This window comes from Spirosoma sp., from assembly GCF_048594605.1.
Taxonomy (GTDB): Bacteria; Bacteroidota; Bacteroidia; order Cytophagales; family Spirosomataceae; genus Spirosoma.
Genome location: NZ_JBMDWV010000392.1, coordinates 1 through 7,380 on the forward strand (window position 1 = coordinate 1; position 7,380 = coordinate 7,380).

At 48.8% G+C, this 7,380-nt stretch carries 3 protein-coding genes; all 3 read left to right on the forward strand.

What is annotated here, in order from left to right:
* Window positions 1–76: 76 nt before the first annotated feature.
* The 3 genes from ACOJS8_RS24340 (at window position 77) to ACOJS8_RS24350 (ending at window position 7,235) form a co-directional block, all read left to right on the forward strand.
* The gene (locus tag ACOJS8_RS24340) at window positions 77–1,846 is read left to right on the forward strand and encodes a phospho-sugar mutase (protein ID WP_420151161.1); all 1,770 of its coding nucleotides are present in this window, start codon (window positions 77–79) and stop codon (window positions 1,844–1,846) included.
* 375 nt (window positions 1,847–2,221) lie between these two features.
* On the forward strand, window positions 2,222–5,497 hold the full coding sequence (locus ACOJS8_RS24345) for a SusC/RagA family TonB-linked outer membrane protein (RefSeq protein ID WP_420151163.1): 3,276 nt from the start codon (window positions 2,222–2,224) through the stop codon (window positions 5,495–5,497).
* Window positions 5,498–5,528: 31 nt separating this feature from the next.
* Window positions 5,529–7,235 carry a RagB/SusD family nutrient uptake outer membrane protein gene (locus tag ACOJS8_RS24350; protein ID WP_420151162.1) on the forward strand — a complete coding sequence of 569 codons (1,707 nt, stop codon included), beginning with the start codon at window positions 5,529–5,531 and terminating at the stop codon, window positions 7,233–7,235.
* The last annotated feature ends 145 nt before the right edge of the window (window positions 7,236–7,380 follow it).

Below are 7,380 nucleotides of genomic sequence, written 5' to 3' on the forward strand. Positions count from 1 at the left end.
TTCCAGAAAATAATATTCTTTTTTGCACACAAACAATTAGTTTACTCTAAAATTAAATCAGTCCAGTACAACGAACATGACAACCGCCCTTGATTCCTCTACCCAGCAACGGGTCGACAAATGGCTTAGTGGTAATTACGATGCCACAACGAAAGAATCCATTCAACATTTGATCGATTCTGGCAATGTTACCGAACTGACAGATTCTTTTTATCGTGACCTTGAATTCGGCACTGGAGGATTACGCGGTGTTTTAGGCGTAGGCTCAAACCGAATGAACCGCTACACGGTTGGCGCTGCTACGCAGGGACTTTCAAATTACATTAACGCGGCTTTCCCCGGACAGGATGTAAGCGTAGCGATTGCGCACGACAGCCGCCGGATGAGTCCGGAATTCGCCCGACTGGCTGCCGATATTTTTTCGGCCAATGGCATCAAAGTGTATTTGTTCAGCAGCCTTCGCCCAACACCCGAGCTTTCGTTCGCCATTCGTCAGCTGGGTTGCCAGAGCGGTATTGTTGTAACGGCATCGCACAACCCGCCCGAATACAACGGCTACAAAGTGTACTGGAACGACGGTGGCCAGGTTGTATCTCCACACGACAAAGGCATTATTGGTGAAGTAAATAAGGTTACGTCGGTCGATGATATCAAATTTGAGGGCATTCCCGAACGCATTACGCTTATTGATGAAGAAATTGATGCCCCTTATGTCGAGCGCCTTAAGTCGAACGCTGTCAATCCCGATGTTATCAAACGGCAGGCCAATCTGAACATCGTTTATACGCCCATTCACGGAACGGGTATTACGCTGGTGCCGCGTGTGCTGGATGCGCTGGGCTTCAACAATGTTCATATCGTTGAGCAGCAGGCTACACCCGATGGAAATTTCCCAACCGTAAAATCGCCAAACCCTGAAGAACGGGCCGCCATGCAATTGGCCCTTGATCTGGCGTTATCCATCGATGCGGATCTGGTAATGGCCACCGACCCCGACGCCGACCGCGTAGGTGCGGGCGCCCGTAATCATCATGGCGAGTTTGAGTTGCTGAATGGCAATCAGATGGCCAGCCTGATTATTTATTACCTGCTTAATGCCTGGAAAGATGCCGGAAAATTGACCGGAAAAGAGTTTGTCGCCAAAACCATCGTAACAACTGATCTCATCGATCAGATGTGTAAAAACTATGGCGTTACCTGTTACAATACGTTAACGGGCTTCAAATACATTGCCGAAGTTATCCGCGAGCTGGAAGGCAAAGAGAAATTTATCGGTGGTGGCGAAGAAAGTTACGGTTACCTCATCGGCGATTTCGTTCGCGACAAAGACGCCATTGCTTCCTGCGCGATCATTGCCGAACTGACGGCCTATGCTAAAGATCAGGGCAAAAGCCTGTTCGATCTGCTGATGGCGATGTATCAGGAGAATGGTTTTTACTACGAAGCGCTTGTGTCATTAACCAAGAAAGGCAAAGCAGGAGCCGAAGAAATTCAGCAAATGATGGCTGATTTCCGGGCTAATCCGCCAAAATCGATTGCGGGTTCACCAGTAATACGTATTGATGACTATAAAGCCCTTACTCGCCGTGAATTCGGGAGGACAGATGCGAGTGGAAACACATCGGCCATCGAAGCGGGTAAGATGGGAATCGAATCCTCGAACGTACTGCAATTCTTTACAGAAGATGGCACGAAGGTATCCGCTCGTCCGTCAGGTACTGAACCGAAAATCAAGTTCTATGTCAGCGTTCGGGAGCCGCTCGAAAGCAAGGAAGCCTTCGATGATACGTATGCTCAACTACAAGCCAAAGTGCAAAAGGTAATCGACGAACTACAGTTGACGTAGTGTCCTTACCGTTACTTTCTATTTTTATTCTTATTGATCCACGAAGCCCGGTCCATAAAAGCCGGGCTTCGTCTTTTAATAGACTAATAATCTTCTTGCTACATAGCATATACAATAAAGTCCAGATCAAATCAATAAGTAGGCAAATACTACTAGCCTCCTACTCCTATCGTCTTAAAAATATTTAATAATTATTAATATATACTTATTATGTTAACCTACTCATTTCCAAAATATTAACCTTATCTATCAATAGAGTAACGTCAATTTATCACCGGTTTAAGTAAAAATACAGTTAGAACTACTGAGGCTTTCACTTTAGGCATAAGTACCCATCTATATTCCTATAATTTAACTTAATCTTTTAAATCCATGATGAAACACGCTTTACGACAAGCGTACCGCACGTTGCCGTGGCTGCTACTAAGCTGGCTTCTGTGCGTAGGAGCTTTTGCTCAGGATCGCAAAATTACCGGCCGCGTAACGGATGGCAGCGACAACAATCCCTTGCCCGGTGCGAACGTAGTGATCAAGGGTACCCAAATTGGTATGGTTACCGATGCTAACGGGCAGTATTCGCTGAGTGTCCCTTCAGGAAGTAATACGCTGACCGTTTCGGCTATTGGCTTTGTTGCACAGGAAATTACAATTGGCAACCGGACTACGATTGACATCAGTCTGGCATCTGACATTAAAACCCTGAACGAAGTCGTTGTAACGGGTTATGGCGCTCAGGCTAAACGCGATATTACCGGTGCTGTAGCTACGGTTGATATTAAAGAAGCCCTGAAAGTACCATCAGCCAACGTAGCACAGGCGTTGCAGGGCCGCGTAGCGGGGGTTACCGTCGGGAATGACAACTCACCGGGTGGTGGCGTGATGGTCCGTATCCGTGGCTTCGGTACGATCAACGACAACTCCCCCCTTTACGTTATTGACGGCGTTCCGACTAAGGGCAATCTCAATACACTGAACCCGAATGATATTGAATCGTTGCAGGTGCTGAAAGATGCATCATCGGCCTCGATCTACGGGTCTCGGGCGGGAAACGGAGTGGTTATTATCACGACCAAAAAAGGGAAAGCAGGTAAGCCAAAACTGAGCTACGATGCGTATTATGGCGTTGCCCGTCCCGGCAAGTTTCCTGAACTGGTAAACACGCAGGATTTTGCCAGCCTGATCTGGGAATCTCGTCGGAATGCCGGTAACCTGGTAAACGGCAACCCGAAACATGCGCAGTTTGGCAACGGCACTACGCCCGTTATACCGGATTATATTTTTCCCGATGGTGCAATGGAAGGCGACCCCCGGCTGGCTAAAGATGCCAACGGTAATTTCGCCAATTACACGACCGACGTAGATAATTCGGCTTTCCGTTCCAGCAAATGGCTGATTACCAAAGCAAATAAGCAGGGTACAAACTGGTTTGGTGAAATTTTCGCCCCGGCTCCCATCCAGAATCATCAGATTGGTGTAACCGGTGGTGGCGAAGGCGGTCGTTACGCTATGTCGGCAAACTATTTCAGCCAGGACGGGATCATGAAATACACGTGGTACAAGCGGTATTCTATCCGGGCTAACACGGAATTTAACGTAACAAAGCGAGTTCGGATCGGTGAAAATATACAGTTTGCCTATGGTGAACGCGTGGGTGGCTCAAACTCTACCCAGAGTGCTACGGCCAACAACAACGAAAGCAACGCGATCTCAATGGCTTACCGGATTCAGCCTATTATCCCGGTTTACGACGTAGCGGGTAATTTCGCCGGTACGAAAGGAGGGGACCTCGACAACGCCCGCAACCCCGTAGCACTGCTATACCGGAACAAAGACAATATTGGAAAAGAACTACGGTTTTTTGGAAACGCCTACGCGGAAGTAGATATCCTAAAAAATCTGACGGCGAAAACCAGTTTTGGGGTCGATTACAACACGTATAATATCCGGGCTTATACGCCACGCGACATCGAGTCGTCGGAAGCCGCTACGGCCAACTCGATGTTTACCCGTAATGAGATAGGCTATACCTGGACCTGGTATAACACCTTGACTTATAATGGCGAAATCGGTTCGTCAATCCGTTATAACGTACTGCTTGGAACGGAAGCGATCAAAAATAACTTCGAATTCTTCCGGGCCGACCGTTCCCGTTTTGCAAACGATGATTTGTCTAATCGCTATCTGGACGCTGGTAATGCCGGTACGCAAACCAATACGGGGGGTGGTTCTGACTGGAAACTGGCCTCTGAATTTGCCAAAGCCAGCTTCTCCTTCTTCGATAAATACCTGCTCGACGGAACCATCCGCCGGGACCGTTCTTCGCGCTTTGCAGAAGCTAACCGGGTAGCTTACTTCCCGGCTGTTTCGGCTGGCTGGCGGATCTCTCAGGAAAATTTCCTGAAACCAGTAGCCTGGATTAACGACTTGAAAGTACGCGCAGCTTACGGGCAGACAGGGAACCAGGAAATTGGTAACTACAATCCATACCTGATCTTCGGAACGGGGCCAACGGTTTCCTTCTACGATTTGAACGGTTCGCGTACGTCATCGCTACAGGGCTATGAACTTCAGCAGTTTGGTAACCCGAATGCAAAATGGGAAACTACTACGTCGGTCGATTTCGGGGTAGATGCCTCCCTCTTCAAAGGCAAGTTAGACGTAACGTTCGACTGGTTTAACCGCGTTACGTCCGATGCGCTGTTCCCCGTTGAAGTACAGTTTACGCAGGGGCAGGCTACTAACCCCTTCCAGAACATTGCTTCGTTCCGTAACCGGGGACTTGAGTTAGGTCTGAACCATAACGGCAAAATCGGCAATGGCGATTTCACCTACAGCATCGGTGCTAATATTTCAACGTACCGTAACCTGGTGACTCGAACAGACGGCAATCCATCAACGCAGTATTTCGGATTTACTCCCCGAATTCCGGCTATGACGGTGACCCAGCAGGGTTACCCGATCTCGTCGTTCTTTGGCTATGTGATTGATGGTATTTTTCAGACCGACGAAGAAGCGTCTAAAGCAGCTGTCCAATTTGGCGGTGGCCTGAATAACAGAGCCGGCCAGTTCCGCTTCCGTGATCTGAACGGCGACGGTGTTATCAATGCCAGCGACCGGCAGGTGATTGGCAACCCACACCCAAAAATGGCGTACGGTTTAAACCTCAATTTTGGCTACAAAGACTTTAGCCTGACGCTGTTCGGTCAGGGTGTATATGGCAACCAGATCTTCAACTACAACCGCTACTGGACTGACTTTCAAACGTTTGGTGGTATCCGTAGTCAGCGTATGTGGGAAGATTCGTGGCGCCCAGGTAAGACAGATGCCAAACTGCCTCAGCTACGTTCGAACGATAACATCAGCTCGAACCCATCAACATACTATCTGGAACCAGGTTCCTATCTGCGCTTGAAAAATGTTCAGTTGTCGTATAACCTGCCCCGTACACTGATGTCCAAACTGGGCTTAAGTACGGCTATGGTTTACATTCAGGGGCAAAACCTGCTCACGGTTACGAATTACTCGGGCCTGGATCCGGAAATCAACCTGCGCGACTCAGGCGGTACGGGCAACGACCGTCATATTGGTGTTGACGAAGGGGCGTATCCAGTGGCAAAAACAATGCTGGTTGGTCTGAATCTGTCATTCTAGAAAACTGAATTTTTCTCACGAAACTGTTATTATGAAAAAAACAATAATCTGGGCTGCATTTTTGACGATTGGGTCGCTGACAGCCTGCAAGGAAAGCTTCCTGGATGTGCAACCGAAAGCCGTACTGGGGCCGCAAAACTTCTATACTACTACGGGCGTCAACTACTTGCTGATCGGTGCTTATTCCCTGCTCGATGGGTGGGGATCGGGCGGTACGTCGTATCACTCGGCCGCCGACAACTGGGTATTCGGTGCTGTTGGTGCTGACGATGCCTACAAAGGATCAACGGCGGGCGACCAACCGGATATTTCTTACATTGAATTCAAAAGTATCCAGCCAGACAATGGCTATTTCCGGGGAAAATGGCGGGTTTGTTACGATGGTGTAGCCCGTTCGAACGACGTATTACAGGCACTTGCCAAAACGACCGACATGTCCGACGCCGATAAACTACAGGTTACGGCACAGGTTCGGTTTTTGCGGGGTCACTATCATTTCGAGGCAAAGAAAGTGTTCAACATGGTACCGTACATCGACGAGAAAACGTACGACCCCACCAATCTGAACAGCACGAAGGTTCCGAATGACAAAGACATCTGGCCAAATATTGAAGCCGATTTTAAATTCGCGTATGAGAACCTTCCAGCCAAACAATCGCAGGTAGGACGGCCAACCAAATGGGCTGCCGCTGGTATGCTGGCCAAGGCTTATATTTTCCAGAAAAAATGGGCTGAAGCAAAAACGCTGCTGGAAGCTATCGTCGCCAGCGGTCAATACCGGCTGATGGACAGATACCATGACAACCACCGCGCCAGCACCAATAACAATGCTGAATCCATTTTCGAAATCCAGTTTTCTGTTAACGATGGTACTGGAGAGAACGGAAATAACGGCGCCGTTTTAAACTATCCGTATGGTGGCCCTACCACCTGCTGCGGCTTCTTCCAGCCTTCGCAGAATCTGGTGAATGCCTATCAGACAGACGCAAATGGTTTACCCCTGATTGATACGTTCAACAGCACCGACGTAACAAACGATCAGGGCCTGGAATCGACACAGCCCTTTACGCCTTACGCTGGCCGTCTGGACCCGCGGCTCGACTGGACCGTTGGTCGTCGGGGCATTCCGTATCTCGACTGGGGATTGATGCCCGGTAAAGCCTGGGTACGCGATCAGGGTAATGGGGGCCCCTATGAGCCTAAAAAACACCTGTTTTACCGGACGGACGTGGGCACCAACACGTTTGCCAGTAACAACCGACTTAACGCAAACAATTACCGCGTTCTCCGTTTAGCTCATGTGTACTTGTGGCTGGCTGAAATTGAGATGGAAATTGGAAGTCTGGAGAAAGCGCGTGAGTACGTTAACCTCATCCGGAAACGGGCGTCGAATCCGGATGGTTTCGTCAAGCTGGATAACGGTCAACCAGCAGCCAATTATACCATCAGTCAGTACACGCAGGCCTGGACAACTAAAGAAGCTGCCCGCAAAGCCATTCAGTTCGAAAACCGGCTGGAGTTCGGCATGGAAGGTCACCGCTTCTTTGATCTGGTTCGCTGGGGTATTGCGGCCGAAACGCTGAATGCTTACATGACGAAAGAATCCAATATGCGGACGTACTTTAAAGGTGCTACGTTTGTGAAGGGCAAGCATGAATACTACCCAATTCCGTTACAGGAAATTCTGAACAGTAAAGTCAATGGTCAGGCTACGCTCAAACAAAATCCTGGTTACTAACTACTAACTCTACTCTTACTGAAAAAAGGCCCGTTGACGATTCACTGTCAACGGGCCTTTTTATGTAATACAAAATGTACCAGTAATACAGATTAGAATAGGCCGGGTGGTTGTACCTCCTGCCCCACGCGACAACCCTGACCTA

Excerpts from the sequence above, each read along its gene's own strand:
- ACOJS8_RS24340 (WP_420151161.1), top strand. The coding sequence starts at position 77 with ATGACAACCGCCCTTGATTCCTCTACCCAGCAACGGGTCGACAAATGG.
- ACOJS8_RS24350 (WP_420151162.1), top strand. The coding sequence starts at position 5,529 with ATGAAAAAAACAATAATCTGGGCTGCATTTTTGACGATTGGGTCGCTG.
- ACOJS8_RS24345 (WP_420151163.1), top strand. The coding sequence starts at position 2,222 with ATGAAACACGCTTTACGACAAGCGTACCGCACGTTGCCGTGGCTGCTA.